Source organism: Flavicella sediminum (assembly GCF_006381105.1).
GTDB classification, from domain to species: domain Bacteria; phylum Bacteroidota; class Bacteroidia; order Flavobacteriales; family Flavobacteriaceae; genus Flavicella; species Flavicella sediminum.
Map to the genome: position 1 here is coordinate 703,348 of NZ_VDET01000002.1, position 20,380 is coordinate 723,727.

12 protein-coding genes are annotated in these 20,380 nt (G+C 34.9%); 2 read left to right on the forward strand and 10 right to left on the reverse strand.

Annotation, left to right across the window (positions count from 1 at the left end; all coding sequences use genetic code 11):
- Positions 1–97: 97 nt before the first annotated feature.
- The 4 genes from FGM02_RS03425 to FGM02_RS03440 all read right to left on the reverse strand — a co-directional run bounded on the left by FGM02_RS03425 (position 98) and on the right by FGM02_RS03440 (position 6,778).
- Positions 98–1,534 carry a sulfatase gene (locus tag FGM02_RS03425; protein WP_139956919.1) on the reverse strand — a complete coding sequence of 479 codons (1,437 nt, stop codon included), beginning with the start codon at positions 1,532–1,534 and terminating at the stop codon, positions 98–100.
- A gap of 4 nt (positions 1,535–1,538) precedes the next feature.
- Positions 1,539–3,974, reverse strand: a complete 2,436-nt coding sequence (locus tag FGM02_RS03430; RefSeq protein ID WP_139956920.1) for a glycoside hydrolase family 88 protein — start codon at positions 3,972–3,974, stop codon at positions 1,539–1,541.
- 99 nt (positions 3,975–4,073) lie between these two features.
- Entirely contained in the window at positions 4,074–5,399 is a 1,326-nt protein-coding gene (locus FGM02_RS03435; protein ID WP_139956921.1) for a Gfo/Idh/MocA family protein, read from the reverse strand.
- A gap of 17 nt (positions 5,400–5,416) precedes the next feature.
- On the reverse strand, positions 5,417–6,778 hold the full coding sequence (locus FGM02_RS03440) for a 3-keto-disaccharide hydrolase (RefSeq protein ID WP_139956922.1): 1,362 nt from the start codon (positions 6,776–6,778) through the stop codon (positions 5,417–5,419).
- 208 nt (positions 6,779–6,986) lie between these two features.
- Between FGM02_RS03440 and FGM02_RS03445 the strand changes: the two genes are divergently transcribed.
- The gene (locus FGM02_RS03445) at positions 6,987–8,138 is read left to right on the forward strand and encodes a helix-turn-helix domain-containing protein (RefSeq protein WP_139956923.1); all 1,152 of its coding nucleotides are present in this window, start codon (positions 6,987–6,989) and stop codon (positions 8,136–8,138) included.
- Between the two features lie 77 nt (positions 8,139–8,215).
- Here the strand turns inward: FGM02_RS03445 and FGM02_RS03450 are convergent, their stop codons facing one another.
- The 3 genes from FGM02_RS03450 to FGM02_RS03460 form a co-directional block, all read right to left on the reverse strand.
- Positions 8,216–9,994, reverse strand: coding sequence for a RagB/SusD family nutrient uptake outer membrane protein (locus FGM02_RS03450; protein ID WP_139956924.1), 1,779 nt, complete (start codon positions 9,992–9,994; stop codon positions 8,216–8,218).
- Between the two features lie 17 nt (positions 9,995–10,011).
- Entirely contained in the window at positions 10,012–13,431 is a 3,420-nt protein-coding gene (locus FGM02_RS03455) for a TonB-dependent receptor (RefSeq protein WP_139956925.1), read from the reverse strand.
- A gap of 132 nt (positions 13,432–13,563) precedes the next feature.
- The gene (locus FGM02_RS03460) at positions 13,564–14,700 is read right to left on the reverse strand and encodes a FecR family protein (RefSeq protein ID WP_139956926.1); all 1,137 of its coding nucleotides are present in this window, start codon (positions 14,698–14,700) and stop codon (positions 13,564–13,566) included.
- Positions 14,701–14,795: 95 nt separating this feature from the next.
- Between FGM02_RS03460 and FGM02_RS03465 the strand changes: the two genes are divergently transcribed.
- Positions 14,796–15,335, forward strand: coding sequence for an RNA polymerase sigma factor (locus tag FGM02_RS03465; RefSeq protein ID WP_139956927.1), 540 nt, complete (start codon positions 14,796–14,798; stop codon positions 15,333–15,335).
- Positions 15,336–15,410: 75 nt separating this feature from the next.
- On the opposite strand, the gene FGM02_RS03470 is transcribed toward FGM02_RS03465, so the two are convergent.
- The 3 genes from FGM02_RS03470 to FGM02_RS03480 all read right to left on the reverse strand — a co-directional run bounded on the left by FGM02_RS03470 (position 15,411) and on the right by FGM02_RS03480 (position 20,365).
- Positions 15,411–16,883 (reverse strand): sulfatase family protein, encoded by a 1,473-nt coding sequence (locus FGM02_RS03470; protein WP_208021469.1) that lies wholly within the window; start codon positions 16,881–16,883, stop codon positions 15,411–15,413.
- Between the two features lie 138 nt (positions 16,884–17,021).
- The gene (locus FGM02_RS03475) at positions 17,022–18,536 is read right to left on the reverse strand and encodes an alpha-L-fucosidase (protein WP_139956928.1); all 1,515 of its coding nucleotides are present in this window, start codon (positions 18,534–18,536) and stop codon (positions 17,022–17,024) included.
- Between the two features lie 176 nt (positions 18,537–18,712).
- Entirely contained in the window at positions 18,713–20,365 is a 1,653-nt protein-coding gene (locus FGM02_RS03480; protein WP_139956929.1) for an FAD-dependent oxidoreductase, read from the reverse strand.
- Between the last annotated feature and the right edge of the window lie 15 nt (positions 20,366–20,380).

Consider the following 20,380-nt stretch of genomic DNA (forward strand, 5'->3'; position numbering starts at 1 on the left):
ACCCCTTGATTATTTAAAACAAGGGGTGTTGCAATATAAAAGAGATAGAGCTTTTTAAAAAATTCTGATCAAAAAACTCTTTCGTAAAGACTTTATTTTAGAAAGTACTTTTTGCTTTCGCTTGTATTTTCTCCTTTAAAAGCAAAGTCAATTCTGCTACTTTATCGAGGTTTATATCTGAAATATTTGTTGTCTCAAAAGGATCTTTTTCATGATCGTATAGTTCTGCACCTTTTTTATCATGAAGCGTAAATCTATATCTCTGAGTTCGTAGGGTATGAGCACCACCACGATAAGCAAAAGCCACATGCCCTTGTTTTTTTTCATTTTTCAACAAAGGAAGCAAAGAGGTTCCGTTGGTGAAATTTGGTATCTCTACGTTTGTCAACTCACAAAAAGTTGGAAATAAATCTACAGTTTCTACCACAGCCCTTGTGCTTTTTCCTTTTGTTTTGATACCTGGATAAGAAATAATAAGAGGCGAGCGCAAACCTTCTTCAAATAAATTGTGTTTTCCCCAAATAGCATGATCACCTAAATTCCAACCATGATCACCCCATAAAACAACTATGGTATTTTTATCGGCGCCGGTCTTTTTTAATTTCTTTAAAATTTTACCCACCTGAGCATCTGCATAACTAACACAAGCAGCATAATGTCTTCTAACCTCGTCGGCAAATTGCTTATCCACATTCGGATCTTTATCCCAAAGATTGTATCTTCTAAATTCACCCGACTTATGCCATGTTGAAATTCCTATTGGTTTTTCTGGAGAAGGAATTGGAGGTAATTGAACTCCCTTATACAAATCCAAATATTTTTTTGGTGCCCCAAAAGGCAAATGAGGCTTTATCATTCCAACAGCTAAAAAAAAGGGTTTTGTTGTGTCGGCAGTCAATTGCTCTAGTTGATGTAAAGCTTCTTTTGCAATATACCCATCCGGGTAAATCATATCGGAACCTTCAGTGCTTTGAAAAACATCCATATCTTTTGAATTTTTCCGAATTTCACCATTTGCCAAACCATGCATTGCTCCTCTAGGGTGCAACCATTCTGCCACTGGCATTAGATGTTTATCCCAAGCATTGGGCATTTCAATAACATTCGGATCATTCCAATCGACACCACCTTCACCTCCAGGATGATGAGATACTTTTCCTATAGAAACCGTGGTATATCCATTCTTTCGAAACCATTCAGGCATGCTTAAATTAACCGAATTGTTTTTATTTTTCAATGCTTTCGCTCTTAAAAAAATAGCATCATTTTGCGGAGGACCATAAATACCCGTTAGAAGTGTGTAACGAGAAGGCCCACAACTTGGCGCATTGACATAATGATTCTTAAAAATGAGTCCTTTTTTTGCCAAGGCATCTATATTTGGAGACTTGATATAAGATGCTCCAAAGCAGTTTAGCTCTGGCCGTAAATCGTCAATACAGAGCAATAAAATATTTTTCTTATTGGATTGTGCTACCGACAAACATGTGCATAAAAACAGGCAACTTAGCGCTGTAATTCTAAATAATTTCATCTATTTATTTTAAAACAATTCCTTTTACATCTGAAGCGTAATTTACAAAAGATTTCCACGGTCCACTTAACCAAATTAAAACTTTGTGCCCTTCATTTGCAACTACAATTGGGCGAATATTTCTAAAACTTGAATTTTCAGTAATCGCTTCCCATTTTATGGTTGAAATATCATCAGCCTCTTTTATTTTAGCGGTGTAAATTTCATGAATATTGTTCATCTTTTCTCCCGTAGAAGGGTTTACATCTGTTGAAATATACACTCGTGTTGGATCTTCAGGATCAAAAGCCATTAAACCCGTATAACTACTTTCCATGGTGTACAAACAAGTTCCTGCGTAGGCAATTTCTCTATCAACCCACTTGCTACCGTTCCAACTATTAATTCTGAATCTATGATCCTCATTACTCAAATACAAAGTATATCCAAGGTGCGGATTATTTTCAGCATCTTTTCCCATGGCACAAGTCCAAGCAGCGTTTGGTACACTTTCAAAACCGTGAGGCTTCTTCTTTGTTTCACTACCCACATATAATTTTTCAGCTTCTGGAGTTCTCAAAGGCTCTCCATTTGCTTCTTTAATTTTGGTTCCATCTACATTGTAAAAAGTTCCATTTCTAAATTCGGCATAATACAAACTATTCCCATAGGCACGAGGATGTCCATCAGTAAAAGAAATTCCAACGGTATTTTCATCTTTTTGAATATAGCGAGCGTAAGGACGTTGTCTCCCTTCCACATCATCTGCAATAAAATGCGTTCTATTACCCCAAGTTTTTCCATGATCTTTTGATGTGATATAACTCGGATTAAAAGAGGGTCCATCTCTAAAAAAATTATACAGTGTTTTTTCATTTTCTAAATAATGAAGATTCATATAAGTAACTCCGCCCCTTCCTTTATACTCATGAACAAAAGTTTGTTTTTCTCCCCATTGTGTATAATCTGTTGTAGAAGAAATACTGTAATAATGTTTGTTTTCATTTGCATGTCTTGCCCAAACAGAAAGTACACTTCCATCAGGACGCGCATAAAAAGCAGGAACATCATGATCGTCGACTTGGAAATTTTTATCTAAAATAACTGTTCCTTGATCTGATTTTTTATCCAAATCATAAACACTCACTTTTACATCACCACTTTGTCCACTAACACCACCAATTACTAATTTTCCGTTGTTGATAATCGCTCGAGGATCTTGGTACCAACACCAACCACCATCTTTCATAAAAGTAAGCGCATTGCTATTTTCTTCAACTACAATTTTACGCTCTTTTTCCTTAAAATATTTATACATCTCGGCACCCGCAGCCAAAAATGCCCCAACACCATATACTTCAGTATAATCTTTAAAACTATTACCAGGAGCCGCGCCGATAGGTTGAATATATCCTACTAATCCCGCTTCATTTACACATTCAGTTAAAGCATTCCAACCTTTTAACATTACGGAAGTGTATTCATTGGCAGGCAAGTACCCGTTGTTAATTCCCCATGCCAAACCGAAAACAAAAAAAGCAGAACCACTAATCTCCTTAGTTGGGTAGGCCTTTTCACCTCCTAACAATCCAGATGACCAAGTACCATCCTTTCTTTGCGTTTTTTTAATCGTTTCAGCCATTTTTTTAAAAAGAGCAACATAAAATGGTTTTCCTTCCCAATTTTCAGGTAGATCTGGTATCATTATAGATAAACCGCCAAACACCCATCCATTTCCCCTAGACCAAAATAATTTTTCTCCGTTTTTTTCTTTTTTTGAAATGAATGTTTTATCTCTAAAAAACAATTGTTCTTCATTGTCAAACAGCTTATCATAAGTCCTATGATATTGCTGATCCATAAAATTTAGATATTTTTCATTGCCTGTAGCCTCTGATAACTTCGCCCAAACTGGTGGTGCCATAAATAAGGCATCACACCATGTCCAGTGAAAATTATCTTTTTGATCACTATTTAAAATGGCGTCAAATTGTTTTTTTAAAGGTTTGATTAGTTTGCTATAACCAAACAATTCTCCCATATTCAAATAATTTTGACCAACAGCATGATCATCTGCATGGTACATTCTTTTGTAAAGCTTCCATCCATTCTTTTGACCAATATTGTATAACCATTTTGAATATTTTGGATCGCCTGTAATTTCGGAAAACTCGAACATCCCTGCATACAAAGCCGCACAGGTCCAATCCAAATCGTGGTGTTTTTCTCTATTATGCCATTTTTTTCTTTCACCTCCCACAGGTAGTGCTCTGTACTTCCCCATTTGTTCAAATGTAGCAATTTGCCAATCGGCTACTTTTGTCGTTAATTCTTTGACTTCCTTTGCTGTGGTACTATTTTCAATTTTAGCAGTATCTACTAAAACGGCTATTTTTTTTCTGCTTTTACAACTTGTAAGAACAAGAAAACTGATGCATAAACAAATACTAATTTTTTTCATGGTATAAATTTAGTCGGTTGGATTCACTAGAAATTTAAGGCATTAAAAAACACGTTTCACTACAAATTTGAATAAAACGTGTTTTGAATATATTTGAAATTACAATTTAGGCTCCCACCCTTTTTCGTAGTCTCTTTTCCAAAGTTTATTGGCTTTTTTATTTTTTAGAATTCTTCCTGTTTTTGGATCAACATCCAAACTTTCGCCAACTGCTTGTGCAATATTTCCTAAATGACATAGCTGTGTTGAAATGGCACCATCAGCAATAGGAGCATTCAGTTTTTCTCCTTTTAAAATAGCATTGGCAAAATTCTTCATATGATTCACTGTCAAACCATCAAAGCCTCTAGTATCTGCCGTGTTGTTTGATGTCCCCTGTTGATTTTCTTTCTTTGAGCTAATTTTCTTTCCTCTTATATCAAACAATTCGTACTTACCTCTATCTAAAACAATAGAACCTTCAGTTCCAAAAATAGTCGCTCCTCGACCCCCTGTTGGTTTATAAGAATTGCAACTTCTACCGTCCCAGGTAATCATTTTCCCATCTTCAAACTCATAGCTAGCCATTTGGGTATCATAATATTCCCAATCATCACCCTGACCGTGTAATCTACCACCAGCCGAAACGACTCTTGTTGGGTAATCAACACCTAAAGCCCAACGACAGATATCAATTTCATGAGTTCCATTGTTATGAATTTCTCCAGTACCCCAAGCTTTAAACCAATGCCAGTTGTAAGGATGCACATTATCTCTATAGGCTTCTCTAGGAGCCGGTCCTTGCCACAAATCCCAATCTAAAAACGAAGGAACTTCTACTTTTTTACCAATTCCAATAGTTTTACGAGCATTTCTATAATGTGCTTTACCCGCATAAACTCTACCTATAATTCCATCTTTGATATCCGCCATTGCTAAAGTTGAAGTCACAGAAGAACGTTGTTGGTTCCCCATTTGGCATTGCATCTTGTATTTTTTTTGAGCAGCAATTAGCAATTCTGTTTCATGAGGATTGTGACTACAAGGTTTTTCAACATATACATGTTTTCCTGCTTGCATAGCCATAATAGCCATAGGTGCGTGCCAGTGTTCGGGTGTAGCCACGGCAACCGCATCAATATCTTTATTCTCCAACAATACTCTAAAATCAGACTCCATTTCAGGAGTATTCCCATTGGTTGTTGTGCAATATCCTTGGAATTTTTCCAATCTATTTTTATCCACATCACAAATATGAGTGACGCTACTATTTCCGCTATCTGCAATTGCTTTGGCCAAACTATGTGCTCTACCACCACATCCTAATATTGCGATATTCACCTTACTATTTGCACCTATAATATTTGAAAATCCTGCTGCGCTTACCAAACTTAATCCAGCGGTTGTTAAAGCTGTGTTTTTTATAAATTCTCTTCTTGTTGTCATTGAGCTAGTTTTTTGAATTATTTTAATTCTTTAATTTTAATTGTTTTGAAATGTACCTCGTCACCATGGTCTTGCAATAAAATCAAGCCTTCTTTTGCTTCACCAAAATTTGGCCAGTTTTTGTACTTGCTATATGCAACCAAGGCCTTCCATTGTTGGGTACCTCTTTCATACTCCACCACTTTACAACCATTTAAATAATGTGCAACTTTTGATCCATTGACAACAATACGTGCTCTGTTCCATTTTCCAGCATTTACATATTTTACAGGTTTTAAACCATGCACATGCAATCTAGAATCTGCTTTGATCAAATCGTATAAAGAACCAATTGTACGTTTACCATCGACTCCTTTTTTTGCGTCAGGATGCAACTTATCATCCAAAATTTGGAATTCACAACCAATTGCAGATCCTTTTCCTTTATTCAATTCAGTATCTACAAAATATTTAATTCCGCTATTGGCACCTTTGGTAAAATTGAAATCTAGTTCCAATTCAAAATTCTTATAAGCTTTTGTGGTCACAATATCTCCTCCGTGTTCCGACTCACCTCCACCAGAAGCATGAACTGTTAATACACCATCTTTCATACTCCATCCTTTATTTGGAAAAGCATCACTTTTGGCACCTCTCCATCCTTTAGATGTTTTTCCGTCCCATAAAAGTTTCCAACCCTCTTTTTTTTCTTGAGCGGTTAATTCATTTGGAATATAACTAACCAATGGAGCTGTTAAATTTCCAAAATCAGGTTCCGACTTTAATTCTGTTACAGTAATATTTCTCCATTTGTTTAACTTACCTGCTTTGCCTTTGCTATTTCCGATACTATGAATTTGTAAGGCAAAACATCCTGTCTCAACCGTTTCTTCTAAAAGATTGGCAACATTGACTCCATTTAACCAAGTAGCAACATGGTGTTCATAGGCAATAACTTTTACTTTGTTCCATCCTTTTTTAGCAGCTGTTTTAGCTGAAGGATTATACTCTAATGGGTAACGCCAACCTTTTCTAGCTTGTTCATACAAACCACCAGACCAAGCTCTTTCAGAATCATCTGCTTCTACCTGCAAACCATAAAAATGATTCTCTTTCGTATTATGACTTCTAATTTGAACACCCGAATTTAAACCTTCACCAATTTGATATTCATATTCTAAAATAAAATTGGTGTACTCTTTTTTAGTAGCTAAAAAAGTAGTGGGTGTATTCATGGTTGAAACACCTATAATTATTTTGTCCTCAACTTTAAATTCTGCTTTTCCATTTAACACTTCCCACCCTCTTAAACTTTTTCCATTAAAAAGTGCTTTGGATTTTTGAGCATTTACGTTTAGCAGGGTTAAAGCTAAAGCTAATAAGGTAATTGTTTTTTTCATTGTTGCTTCTTGTTATAGTTTATAAAATTTTCTATTCTCTTTCAAATGTATTGAACAATAGAGGTGTTCGTGTTCCCACACGTAAATACTCCGAATTGCACCGTCTAAATTAACTCATTTGTCAAAAAGAACTATCTTTAACCAAAATTAACTGTACTTGTAACGGTTAATTTCACTAAAAAAAACTATTTTTCATCAAAAAAAAAGTATGCTTTCTAACGAAAAGAAAACAGAACTTACCGAAGAAATTTTAAAGAGTTCGCTCTTTATAAAATCACCCAAAAGCTCAGCATTGCTAAGGTATTTGGTAAAAGCAACCCTAGAGGATATTTATTTAAAAGAAGACATCATTGATCTCGAATTTTTTGGTGAAAAATCTGATTTTGACAGAAACAATCCTCGGGTACGTGTAAACATGTACAATCTTCGAAAAAAAATTGAAAAGTATTACGAGCAGGAAGGCAAAGAGTCTGTTTGGAGATTAATTCTTGAAAAAGGACAATACAAAGTTCACTTTGAAAAACAAATAAAACCAAAATCTTTCTTTCGGAAGGTGAAACCAAAATATTTGATTCCTTATATTTTGTTGCTCATCGTTACTTCCACCTATGTTTATCAAAATTACAGCACACATTATCCGAAAATTTGGAAGGTGTTTTTTACCAACGACAAACAGACTACCTTAATTATTGGAGATGTTTTTGGGATTTTAGGGAAAACAATAACAGGATCGTATGGATTTACCCGAGATTACGGTTTGAATAATATTAGTGACTACTTAAATCTAATTTCTAAAAAACCTGAATTAGAAAAAATAACGAGACCCTCTAATTACACCTATTCTTCTAGTATGGGAGTAATTTCTTGTCATTATTTAACCCAATTGTACAGTAAACATAATGCTGCATTTGACATCCGATTTTCTTCAAATACTTCCGTAGTAGATATAAAAAAAGGAAATATTATTTACGCAGGTCCTTTAAGAAATGAAAATAAATTTATTTCACTTTTTAATACCTTTAATACATATTTCACTATTGATGAAAGTAGAGTTCTTTACAAAGATTCCATCTCAAAGAAATATAAATTTTTCAGATCTGATAACGGAGGAAGAGACAATACCGACATGGCCATAGTTTCAAAATTTAAAGGTCCGTTTAACAATGAATATTTTTTATTCTTTTCAAACCACGATATTGGTGTCAAAGCTACTGTAGAAAAATTCACCAACTTAGATTCTTTAGCAGCCTTTGACAAAAAACACAAAATTGGAAACAAAAACTTTACTGCCGTATTTGAAGCCGAAGGAAAAGAAAGAACCAATTTAAACCTAGTTACTTTAAAGGTGGTTACTTTTTAATCCTATCAATACAAAGCAAAGCCCCCATTGGGAATTCCAATGGGGGCTTTTTTAAATGCTAAAATAGCATTCTACTTTTATTCGTATCCCGGATTTTCAATTAAAGCAGGGCTTCTTTGAATTCTATCTAATCCGATAGGAAAATAATAGTGATGGTCTTCAAATATTCTATCCCAACTATCCGTTGCCGTACCGGTTGTTGTATGAATAATTTCGTACATCCCAGGGTTGTCATAATCTTTTCTCCAACGCACACCTGAATATTTATTCCCTCTACGGTCTAATTCCAAATGCGCAATTCTCCATCTTCTTAAATCCCAATAGCGATGTTGTTCAAAAGCCAATTCTACAGCTCTTTCACTTTGAATTACCTCCCAAGAGATAGCTGGTTTATCAGGCATATTTACACGTCTACGAACTGTATTTAAAGCCTCTAACGCTTCTGCATCTTTCTCCAAAGCAAAAGCAGCTTCTGCTAGATTCAAATACATTTCTCCCAAACGAAACACCATATAATCAGTTCCTCCTAATTCAAATCCAGGACCTACCAAATATTCCTCATTTGATCTTTTTTTATTGAAAAAACCAGTACGTTCAATATCACGAGCAGGGCCTTTTGCAGGAACATCAATTCCATCTACATTAGCCGTCTTTAACTCTCCGTTCACATAAAGACCCTCATGCATCCAAACAGTTTGGCCTCCATAACTTGATTCAGGTAAAAATATATTGGCTCTACATCTAGGATCTTTTTTTCCTATAAAATCTGCCATATCATGAAAGACTCCTGGAACCAATGTAGTTCTATCTAATTTACCCGAAGAACCATCTGTATATTCATACATTTCAAATGTTTCTAAATAGGTATTCAAAAAAGTAGTTCCACTAACCACCGCTGGGGCATTCCAACGTTCCCAGTCTTCCGACTTAGAACCTTCACCTATAAAAACCTCAGCCATAATGGTTTCGTTATTCTGTTCCGCTTTGGTAAAAAGTTCATAGTACGATTTTTCAGCTTCCTCAAAACTGGCAGCTCCAGTACCATACAATGCAAAGCCTCCTTGTTCAATTATTTTTTTTGAAGCATCATAAGATAATTGCCAGTATTTATCAGCGTTATTTATTCCTAACAAACCATCTAATTGCATATTTCCAAATTCACCAACACTTCCTGCGTACATCATGGCTCTACTTTTTAAAGCTAAGACTGCCCAAGATGTTGGCCTTCCATATTCCAAATCCTTACCTTCCAATAGCGCTTCTGCAGCATCACATTCAGCAGCAATAAAGTCATACACTTCCTGTTCTGAATTTCTTGGAACCGATATTTCGTCGAAAGACAATTCTAACGACTGTGCGTTTTGTATAATTGGCACACCTCCATATCGTTTCACTTTTTGAAAATACACCCAAGCTCTTAAAAAGTGTAATTCTCCTAAACGAATATCTTTGTACTCTGTAGATAAGGTATTCGTCGTTTTGCTCAACTCTTCAATTCCGGTATTAATATCACGTACAAGGTCCCATTTCCAATACTCATTGGAACCATTTCCTGTTCCTTGGCTACTAAAAGCGCCTCTCGTAAACTGATATCCCGTTGGCCAACCTCCAAATGTTCTGCAATATCCACCAGCACAGGCGTCCACAACTAAAGCTCCTACATCACCATTTCCGGCACCTGGCAAAAAGTTAGTTCGCGCAAATACATTTGCCACAAACAAATCAGTTAAACCTTCATCTTTCCAAACATTTTCTTCAGAAAATATTCCTACTGCTGTTCTATCTAATGGATCTTCACAAGAGAATAAAATACTCGCAATTGTGAAAATTGTTATATATATTTTGATACTTTTCATACTTGTTAAATTTTAAATTATAGTCCAATATTTACACCTAAACTAATGTTCCTCTGCACAGGATAAGTCGCTACCCCATCATTCCCTCTTGCTTCAGGATCTAGGTCGAAAATACTTGAGGTCCTAAAGGTGAATAAATTATAACCAGACACATAGAGTCTCGCATTTTTTAAACCTACTTTACTTAAGAACTTTTTTGGAATACTATAACCCAAAGTGATTGATTTCAACCTCAAATAAGCACCGTTTCTTACATAAATATCTAACACCTGATTATTATGTATATTCAAACCCGAAGTATTAGGAGCGGGTAATTTTGCAACTGACGGGTTGTCTGCCGACCATGCATTATCTACTTGATATTGAAAAGGCACTTGACCTATACTCGTATTAGCTCCAAGCTCTCCTGTACTGGCTAAAACATCAAAATTACTAGCTCCTTGTAAAAGCATCGAAAAGTCAAATCCTTTATAATCAGCATTTACACCCAAACCAAAAAACAATTCTGGTGTTTGTCCTCTCCCAATTAATTCCTGATCTCTCCAGTCGATGTTTCCATCTTTATTTTTATCAACATACTTTACATCCCCTAAACTCGCTTCACCAATGCTAGGATCGTACGTAATTCCGTCATTGTCAATTTCTTCTTGAGTATCGTAAAAACCATCTGTTCTATAGCCAAAACGACGATTAGCCCATTGACCATTTTGTTGATTTATTCTAGCATCATCTGGCTCTTCTGCATCAAATTCTCTTTCCACATTGTCTACAATTTTCTCTCTAGTCCAAGTAACATTTCCTGAGATATTGTAGTTCAAATCGCCAATGCTATTTTTATGTGTCAACACCAATTCAAAACCTCTATTGTTTCTTATCCCTAAATTTTCTTGAGGTAAATTGGCTCCAAAAGTATCTGGAAATTGTTGCAATCTATTTCTTAAAAGCCCAGAACGTTTTCTATAAAACACATCAAACTCGACCCCTAACTGAGAATTCCACATATTGGCATCTACACCTAAATTATACGTTTTCATGGTTTCCCAAGTAATATTTGGATTTGCCAATCCGATAGTTCTTAACGATGTATTTACACCTGTAGTTCCATAAGCATAGGTATTTGCTCTACCATTTTGCAAACCAAATCCGCTTAAATAGTCAAAACTAGAAGTCCCATCAAATCCTAAACTAGCAAACGAAGTTCTCAATTTTAAAAAGTCAATGACTGGCGAATCTTCAAGAAATTTTTCTTTTGATAATAACCAACCTAAAGACACCCCTGGAAAATAGCCCCATCGTTTTGCTTCAGGAAATTGAATATTAGCATCTGCTCTAAACAAACCTTCGATTAAATACTTATTCATATAATCGTAGTTTACACGAGCAACAACTCCTTTACGTCCATTTTCAGAAACACTATCACCATTTTCTTGCGTACCTGTGGCAGCAAAAAGGTAAGGAATATCTGAAGATAAAAGATTTGTTCTACTGGCATTGAATGCATAATTATCGATATACCTATTCTCTAAAATCAATGCTCCAGCTAGATTATGGTCGTTAAAACTTCCTTTGTAATCCAATCCGATTTGTGTTGTTGTTTGCGAATAATTATTACTCCAAGAACTAACTAAATTCTCTGCGGTTGTAAAACCTTCAGTATTTTCACCTGTTTCAAAATTATGATGATAGGTAGTAAAAGGAACTCTGGTTAACCTATTTAATGAGTTTACCGTTTGGTGCGCAAGTGTTCCATTTACATTTAAACCTTCGATATAAGGCAGTTTGTATTTAAAATTTAATACGGCATCAAATTGCTTTCTTTTGGTATCATTTATACCTGTTATAGCACTTGTAGAATAAGCAACAGCATTACTTTCTAAAGGATGTGCTGCCGTTAACAAACTTGGATCTGGGTTCTGTTGAATGGTAGGATTCATGGAAGCCAAAAATCTAAAAATCCGCATATAACTATCATTATCACCAGAAATTCCACTTGGCCTTCCTGTTTCTTCTTCTCTGTATTTAAGATTTACTCCGATGTCTAATCTTGAATTAATTTCAGCATCAATGGTTGCTCCGACGTTGAATCTTTCAAATTTTCCATCACCAGATTCTAACAATGAGTTTTGTTCTAATTTACCAATAGACGTAAAATATTTTACTTTTTCCGTTCCACCTCTTACGTTGAAATTATGTTGCTCTGTTGTAGCCCAATCTTTTAAAACCACATCTTGCCAGTCGGTTCCCTTATAGCCTTCTTCCGTAGCTGCTTTATATTTGGCAATAGCTTCATCCGAATATGTTAAGTCTGCAACAGCAACACCTTCTAACAATTCTGCTTGTTGTTGGTATTTAGCAAAACTACTAGCACTTGCAAGTTTAGGCAAAAAGGTAGGTTGTTGAAAAGTAACACTCCCTGAGTAACTAATTTCTGGAGCACCAACTTTACCTCTTTTGGTGGTAACAAGCACCACTCCATTACCTGCTCTTGCCCCGTAAACCGCTGCAGAAGCATCTTTTAAAATGGAAATAGATTCTATTTCATTAGGATCCAATTGTTGGTAATCTCTAGGAACACCATCAACAATAACCAAAGCATTTCCAAATCCTCTAATACTAATATTTGCTTGATCTCCACCGGGCTGACCATTATTTTGGGTAACTACCAAACCTGGTAATCGACCGGCCAACATAGCACTTGTATTTGTTGAAGGAACGCTGGTTAGTACTTCAGACTTTACCGTTGCAATGGATCCAGTAATACTTTCTTTTTTTTGAGTTCCATACCCAACAATAACAACTTCTTCTAAACTAGCGGCATCTGGTTGCAATACAACTTTTACGCTTGTTTTATTTGTGATAGTAATGGATTGTGTTTTAAACCCAACATAAGATATTAGTAGGTTTGTTGTGCTTTCAGAAACGTTTATGGTAAAATTTCCATCAAAATCTGTAGTAGCTCCAGTTGTACTTCCTTCTGCTATAACAGAGGCACCGGGTAGTGGCATTCCGACCTCATCATGAACAGTTCCTGAAATTGTTTTTTGTTGCTCTTCAGCTTCTAAAGTCGCTAAAATATTCGTGTCTAACTTTAAAACAATATTTCTGTCGACAACCTCATAAACAACAGCTGTGTTTTTAAATAGGGAATCTAGTATATCAAAAATTAATTTTTTATCAACACGAACAGACACTTGCCTTTTGTAATCAATTTCTTCATCACTGTAAAAGAAATTAAATTCTGACCGAGCTTCAATTTGATTCAAAGCTTCCTCTACTGTAACATTTTCTAAGCTCAAAGTGATTTTTGTTTTTTGAGAATAGCTTGTTGCATGTATTTGAAACAGCGATAGTAAAAATAGAAATACGGTTAATTTCATTGTCAGATTTCTTCTTAAAAGAGCGTAAATCTTCCCTCTTAATTTAATAAGTTTTTTCATACTTTTGTGATAGTTTAAGTTATTTAAATGAATTGTTTAAATGCTTTATAGGGTCGGAGTATGTTGGCGCATATTTCGATCTTTTTTATAAAGACTTTTGGTTACTTGTTTTTAAGTCATATATAGTTTGTTTTAAGTTATTATTACTTTGTTTCCCTGAATTGTATAGTGTATATGGTAACTCCTTTTTAAGGTTTCTAATACTTGCACCAAAGTGGCGTCTTCAAATCTTCCTGTAAATACTCTTTCGTTTAGTTCAGCATTTTCAGTTTTAATGATCACATTGTATTTTCTTTCTAGCTTTACTGCCATGTCTCTAAATTTTATATGTTTAAAGACTAATATTCCTTTTATCCAATCGGTATAAAGAGAAGTATCCACTTCTTTTACCGTTAACTTTTGGTTCGATTTATTCCAAGCAGCTAATTCGCCAGGCGCTATTCGTTTCGTTTCACTTTTATTTTCTTCGGAGACATCAACGATACCCTCTATCAAAACTGTTTTAACTTCTAAGTCTTCTTGGTAGTTTGAAACATTAAATTTTGTTCCCGTGACACGGATATTCATTTCCTTTGCATTGACAACAAAAGGATTTTCTTTGTTTGATGTCACTTCAAAAAAGGCTTCACCATCTACAAAAACAAGACGCTCTTGATTTTTCAGAAAGCGCACAGGATAACGTAAGGTGGATCCTGAATTTATATGCACCTTGGTTCCGTCAGATAAAACCACTTGATAAGTTTTACCATAAGGCACTATTAATTTGTTATACACCAACTTCTCCTCACTGGCTCCAACAACATCTTGATAATCGATTCTTCGAGCATTATGAACGCCGATCGTTTTTCCATTGGCTTTAATGACTTTCTGTGATTCCGTAGTTTCTAAACGTACTGTTTTCCCCGATTCAAGTTCTAAAATAATTTCTTGAGTTGCCCCTATTTTACTATAGTTAGAAGGACTTTCATTTATTTGAATTATAAAAAAGTAGGCCATACCGATAAACCCGACAAAAATAGCCGCATATTTAAACGCCTTATTTAACCATCGATCTTCTTCCAATTTCAACGTACGCATTGTTTCGGCTAAAGATTTTTCTTTGTCAAACTTTTGCTTTGTATTCAATAGAAAATTCATTTCTACAAATGCATTGAAATATTCTTCGTTTTCCGATTGTTTCAACCATTCGTTTAAAAAAGCCAATTCTTTTTCAGTACTTTTATCTGCAAGATATTTAACGATAATCGTGTCAATTTCTCTATTGCTCATTCTTTAACATTTGTAGGTATGACGAATAATTTCTAAATTACCCTCGCTTAAAAACATACAAATTTTTATTTTTTTTGGCTAACCATAAATAATTAATGACCAAACAACAACCAAACCACTCATTATCAATACTTAACTTAAAAAAAGGAGATTCTAAAATTTTTAAAAAAATTTACTCAGAGTATTTTGAAAGCCTGTGTATTTATTTACTCAATTACACTCAGAACAGAGAATTAATTGAAGATATTGTACAAGATACTTTTATCAAACTTTGGCTAAACAAAGAAAAATTGAACATAAACACCTCCCTAAAAAGTTATTTATACAAGTCTGTTTTTCACAATTTTATTGACAACTACAGGGTCAAAAAAAAACGTGATCAATTTTTAGATGCGTATTACCAAGAGTCATTGATTAAGTTGGTAGAAATGGATACGGAAGAAAAGGAAAAAAGATTGTTTAAGTTAGAAACCTGTATTCAAAAACTTCCTGATAAATGTAAAAACGTATTTGTACATGCTAAGTTTCAGGGCATGAAACATAAGGAAATAGCCCATTTATTTGATATTTCTATCAAAACGGTAGAAGGTCATATTAGCAAAGCCTATTCCCTAATAAAAAAATGTTTTTCTTAAAAAAGGGCCTCTAACCAAGTGCTAAAACAACTTAATTAATAGCCCCTATTTTACGAAGCTATTGCAGGAAATGATTTACTCTATTTCCAACAATTCTTTTGTAGAAGCTTTTTCTTGAAGCTCCTCATATAATTTTTTATACATCTCTAGTCGTTTCTTTTGATACGTACCAGATTGTAAAAATAAATTGGGTTTATTTTCTTTGTTCCAAGCATTCCAAAGTTTTGCCAACTCTTTGCGTTTCTTTTTTTCTTTGAACACAATATCAGTAGATTCAAAAGGATCTTTTTCCATATCAAACAACTCAGGTTTTGAGGTAGGTTTGTTTAGTTTTAAAAATTTAGCATCTTCTGTTCTTACAGCCCAACCTCTTCCGTCGTCCATTCGCCAATACAAAGCATCGTGCGGAGAACCTTTCTTTTTACCTGTCAAATAGGGAATTAAATTTGTTCCTTCTAAAGCATAGCCAGAAGTATCTCCATGACCAACAGCAACTGCAGTAGCGGCAATATCTAAGGCAGACACCAAGCCTTTAAACTCACCATTTTTAAATTTTCCATTTGGCCAATTTACAATAAAAGGTACATGGCAACCTCCTTCATACATACTTCCTTTTCCTTCTCTAAAATTTCCGTTGCTGGCAAATCTTTCACCACCTTTTCTCGGACCTCCATTGTCGGATAAAAAGAAAATTAATGTGTTTTCATACTTACCAGATTTTTTTAAGGCATCTATTACAATTCCAATTCCTTGGTCTAACTCATCCACCATAGCAGCATAGACTCTTCTCTTTTTATCTTTTATATCTTTGTATTTCTCTATCGTTTCTTTTGGAGCTTCTAAAGGCAAATGGGGTGCATTATAAGCCAAATACAAACAAAAAGGGTCTTTTCCTTTAGATACAAATTTGGCCGCATCTTTACTTAGAGCTGTGGTTAAATATTCTGTAAACTCTCCTGCTTTGTTGTTTCTTGTCAATGGCCAGTAACTTCCTTCATTAGCACCGTAATGTGGTTTATTATCTTTCGAATTAATTAAAGGCATATGCGTTTTTACGTTTTGCGGAAAATACGAATGCCCACCCGATAAGAATCCATAGAAATAATCAAAACCTCTATTGTTTGGATGGAAAGGATCAGAACCTCCTAAATGCCATTTTCCAACAACTCCTGTTTTATAACCCGATTTATCCAATCGTTTTGCAAAAGTTTGTTCGGTTAAAGGCAACCCACAATACATATCATAATAGGAATTAGTCAAATTAATTTCCATTCCGAAACGAGCTTGGTAACGCCCAGTGACAAGCCCAGAACGAGAAGGTCCACAATAAGGATGTGTTACATACCCGTTTTTTATAATAACTCCTTGATTGGCCAACTTATCTAAGTTTGGCGTTTTTATATCTTTTGCCCCCGTAAAACCTAAATCTGCATAGCCCAAATCATCTGCTAGGATTACTAGAATATTTGGTTTTTCATTTTGAGCAAATGAGATTTGTACACTTATTAGAAGTGCTGCTACTGAAGCTAAAATACTTTTTTTCATCATTGTCAATTAAAGTTCCACAAAAATGAGACTTCTTCATGAAAACATAGAAAGCAAATGATTTTCTTTCTAACACAAATGATTAAAACCCAAAAAAGCAGAAAATAAATTCTGCTTTTTTGGGTGCTATGCTATTGAATTCTATTTTACTTTAATTTTATAAACAATGGCAGCATCGCCTTCTAGTGGTTTCTTTTTTGGAGAAGTTACTAATAAACCTTGACTCGTTTTCCTCCATGTAATTCTTTCTTTAGAACCTAAAACAGACACTGATTTAATTTTAAACTTTTTCGATTTTTCGGAAAATGTTTCGAGAACAATTTCTTTCTTAGAACCTGGCCATCCTAACTGAATTGCATACACATATTCGTCTTTTTTAGTATAGCGAACGTCTTGACTATTTAAGTCATTCAAGCCTGCTTTGATAGAACCATAAGCATTCCAATCATCATTTGGGTTTCTAACCAATTTAGTTGGCCCTTGTCCAAACTCAACAAATGGTTTTGTATTGTAAATTGCCTCTCCATATAATTTTAGCCAAGCACCAATACCTTCCATTGTTTTGGCTTGTTCCACAGGAATAACACCTTCAGCCATTGGGGCAGCTGCTAAAATCATCACCCCATTTTTACTAATTACTTCAGCTAAAATTCTTATGAGTTTTTTCGGATCAACAGCTGTACGTTTGTTTTTATTATAGCCCCAAGAACTTCCCAATTGAAAATCGGTCACCCAAACAAATGGCATAATATCTTCCATCGTCGCTCTTTCAACATTCACAAGCGCCAAATCTGTTGGAAAAAAGTCTCCTTTTGTGTTTACCACAACCTCTTTGTTTAACTCCTTAGCCTTGTTGAAATAGTTTGCTAAAAACTGTTTGCGATACTCTTCTTGAATATAGCCTTGCGCAAAATCCATCCAAATATAATCAGGACAATAGGTGTCTATTACCTCATTCAGTTTTCCTAACCATAAATCACATTCTTCCGTATAACTGATATTTCCATAAAGCAAGCGATATTTTTCATCTTGCGGAACTTCTGGATTCTTATACACCACATTGTGCTCACTTAATGGTCGAAGTGCACTGTTTTCTTTTTTAGGATAAAATAGCATATGAAAACCATGATGAAAAGTGGTCATAAACTTTAAGTCACGTTTTTTAACCTCCTCAGCAATAGCTTTAACAATATCAATTTTAGGTCCTTTGTCTTTCGAGTTCCATGGATTCACTTCGCTTTCCCACAAAGAAAATCCATCGTGATGCTCGGCAATTGTTCCTATAAATTTGGCTCCCATATGTTGAAACATGTCTACCCATCGTTTTGCAGAAAATTTTTCAGCTTTCCACTGAGGGATAAAATCATGATACTGATGCGCTCTTCCATAAGTTTTGGTGTGGTAATCGTAAACATCCTTACCCCAATTTTTTTGACGGTCTTTTTCATACATAAAACGACCATACCACTCATTTCCATTTGCAGGAACATTGTATACACCAAAATGAAAATACACCCCCAATTTGGCATTGGAAAACCACTCTGGAGCAGCCTTATGTTTATTTAAACTCTCCCATGTAGGAGTAAATTTTTCTTGTGCTGAAACTGTAGTAAAACCTATCAATAAGAGTGCGGCTACAAATTTATTTATTTTCATTTTTCATCTTTGAAATTAATAGTGCATCAAAAATGAACATTCTGAATGAAAAAGATAAAAACATATGGGTTTATTCCTAGTACAAACAATCAACAATTAAAAATATTGCTTTTAACATTATCCAAAGCCCATGAATTCTAAGCAAGCAGGTCTAGGGGTTTCCTGTATAGCTATTCTTAAGATACTTTATTCCATATGGTATAGCCTCCGGATAGATTTTTTAATTTTTTAAATCCTTTTGCTTTTAGCTGTAAAAAAGCCAAATACCCTCTCATTCCTTTGGCACAATAAACCACTGTTTCTTTTTCTTTGTCAAAACGACTCAAACTAAGTTTTCTGATCGCATCCAAAGGCAGGTTGATACTATTGGAAATTTTTCCGTTTTTTAGCACTTCATCAGGAGATCTCACATCTATGATCTGATATTTTTCTTTAGAGGAATCTTCCAAAGCTAATTTTAATTCCTCTACAGAAATTTCATCATAATCATCATTTAAAGCATTGCTACTGACAAAACCAGCCACCACCACAGGATCCTTAGCAGGAGAAAAAGGGGGTGCATAGGCCAAGTCTAAATTGCACAAATCTTCAATAGTTAATCCACCATAAATAGCGGTACTCATCACATCAATTCGCTTATCTACTCCGTGTTCACCATAGGCTTCACAGCCTAGTATTTTTCCTGTCGTCGCCTCGTAATAGGTTTCTATAATTATATCTTTTTGATTAGGAAAATACCCAGGCGTTGCCCCCGCAATGATCAAATTTGTTTTGAAATCAATTTGATGCTTTTTTAAATATTCTGGAGACAAGCCAGTTCTTCCCAACACGTTTTCAAAAACTTGAATAATAGCCGTTTTATAGCCCCCTTTAAATAGTTGATTTCCTCCTCCTGCATTTGCACCAGCAGCTCTACCGCCTTTGTTAGAATGGGTTCCAAGTGGTAAATAATCATGCTCGTTGGTCAAGGTGTTTTTAATACTTGCACAATCGCCGGCTGCATAAATATCAGGCAATGATGTCTCCATTTTTTCGTTCACTTTTAAAGCCCCATTACCAATATGTTCTGCTCCTTTTTCTAACAATAAATCTGTGTTAGGCTTGATTCCTACACTCATAATTAAAAAATCTGTTGCAATATTTTTTAAGGGAGTCACTACAGAAGTTATGACGCCTTCCTTCACCTCAACTTCCTTAACAAAAGTATTTGTTATTACCTCAACGCCGTGTTGTTCTAAAGTATTCTGAGCAAATTTCCGAAACTTTGAAGTCCACATAGGCAATACACCATCACCTCCTTCAATAAGAGTTACTTTTTTACCGAGCTCCACTAAATTTTCTACAACTTCTACCCCTATTAACCCCGCACCCATAATAGTAATATGCTCGGCTTGGTCAATCGCACCTTTCTTCATTATTTTATCAAAATCTTCTAGAGTTCTGCAAGGAGACCAATTAAGAGCATGTTCCAGATTAGTGATTTTTGGCACAATTGTTTTAGCCCCTGTGGTAAAAATTAATTTATCATAGCTATAGCTTGTTTTTGTCGTTCTAATTTTATGTTCCTTTGGCAATATCTCAATAACTTCTTCCTCTAAATGCACATCGATATTAAATCGATCTCTTAACAAATCGGCTTCAACAACTAGTAATTTTTCTCTTGTTTTAATAACACCCGATAAAGCATAAGGAATACCGCAAGTAGCATAACTAATATTTCTACATTTTTCAAACATCTTAATGTTTGCATTTTCATTCTGTCTTCTTGCTTTTGCCGCAGCAGAAGGCCCTGCTGAAAGACCTCCAATAACTATAATCTCTAATTTCATTTTCGATAATTTTCT

Coding starts and splice junctions, on each gene's coding strand:
- FGM02_RS03425 (WP_139956919.1), bottom strand. CDS start 1,534: ATGAAATTATTTAGAATTACAGCGCTAAGTTGCCTGTTTTTATGCACA.
- FGM02_RS03430 (WP_139956920.1), bottom strand. CDS start 3,974: ATGAAAAAAATTAGTATTTGTTTATGCATCAGTTTTCTTGTTCTTACA.
- FGM02_RS03435 (WP_139956921.1), bottom strand. CDS start 5,399: ATGACAACAAGAAGAGAATTTATAAAAAACACAGCTTTAACAACCGCT.
- FGM02_RS03440 (WP_139956922.1), bottom strand. CDS start 6,778: ATGAAAAAAACAATTACCTTATTAGCTTTAGCTTTAACCCTGCTAAAC.
- FGM02_RS03445 (WP_139956923.1), top strand. CDS start 6,987: ATGCTTTCTAACGAAAAGAAAACAGAACTTACCGAAGAAATTTTAAAG.
- FGM02_RS03450 (WP_139956924.1), bottom strand. CDS start 9,994: ATGAAAAGTATCAAAATATATATAACAATTTTCACAATTGCGAGTATT.
- FGM02_RS03455 (WP_139956925.1), bottom strand. CDS start 13,431: ATGAAAAAACTTATTAAATTAAGAGGGAAGATTTACGCTCTTTTAAGA.
- FGM02_RS03460 (WP_139956926.1), bottom strand. CDS start 14,700: ATGAGCAATAGAGAAATTGACACGATTATCGTTAAATATCTTGCAGAT.
- FGM02_RS03465 (WP_139956927.1), top strand. CDS start 14,796: ATGACCAAACAACAACCAAACCACTCATTATCAATACTTAACTTAAAA.
- FGM02_RS03470 (WP_208021469.1), bottom strand. CDS start 16,883: ATGATGAAAAAAAGTATTTTAGCTTCAGTAGCAGCACTTCTAATAAGT.
- FGM02_RS03475 (WP_139956928.1), bottom strand. CDS start 18,536: ATGAAAATAAATAAATTTGTAGCCGCACTCTTATTGATAGGTTTTACT.
- FGM02_RS03480 (WP_139956929.1), bottom strand. CDS start 20,365: ATGAAATTAGAGATTATAGTTATTGGAGGTCTTTCAGCAGGGCCTTCT.